Below are 528 nucleotides of genomic sequence, written 5' to 3'. Positions count from 1 at the left end.
ACCGACGGTGCGGCCGAGGGCGCCGAGGGCACCGGGGACGGCGACAGCACCGGGCTGACGGCCGGCGACGGCAGCACCACGGGGAGCTCGATCACCACCGGCGGGATCACGATCGGCTCCACCTTGGCGATCTCCGCCGCCGTCAGCCCGTTGCGCTGCAGGTAGATGTCGAGCAGCGCCTCGCTGTGCGCGCCCAGGGTGTTCATCCCGACCTTCTTGCCCTGCAGGTCCCGGGCCGACCGGATCGGGCTGTCCGCCAGCACGTAGTAGCCGCTGTAGGTGAACTCGTCCACGCCGTAGTAGCTGATCACCGCCTTCACCGGGGCACCGGCCGCGATCAGCTTCACCCCCGCGCCGTTGAACGCACCGCCGAAGTCGGTCTGGCCGGTCGCCGCCGACTGGATGTCCTGCGGACCGCTGATCGTGTTGCCGACCCACTCCAGCTTCACCTCGCCGAAGTAGCCGAGGTCCTCGGCCAGTTCGGGCAGCGTGACCTGCCCGGCCCAGCCCTGGTAGCGGAGCTTCCCG

The 528-nt window shown here is 70.6% G+C and carries 1 protein-coding gene; it reads right to left on the bottom strand.

Annotation, left to right across the window (positions count from 1 at the left end; all coding sequences use genetic code 11):
* Positions 1-528 (bottom strand): ABC transporter substrate-binding protein (locus tag ABD323_RS45220; protein ID WP_344447753.1); only part of this gene is annotated, 528 nt, incomplete at both ends.

Origin of the sequence: Kitasatospora nipponensis, from assembly GCF_039528135.1 — a bacterium.
Taxonomy (GTDB): Bacteria; Actinomycetota; Actinomycetes; order Streptomycetales; family Streptomycetaceae; genus Kitasatospora; species Kitasatospora nipponensis.
Note: the sequence above shows the minus strand (reverse complement) of the source record. Positions and strands in the feature narration are given on the sequence as shown.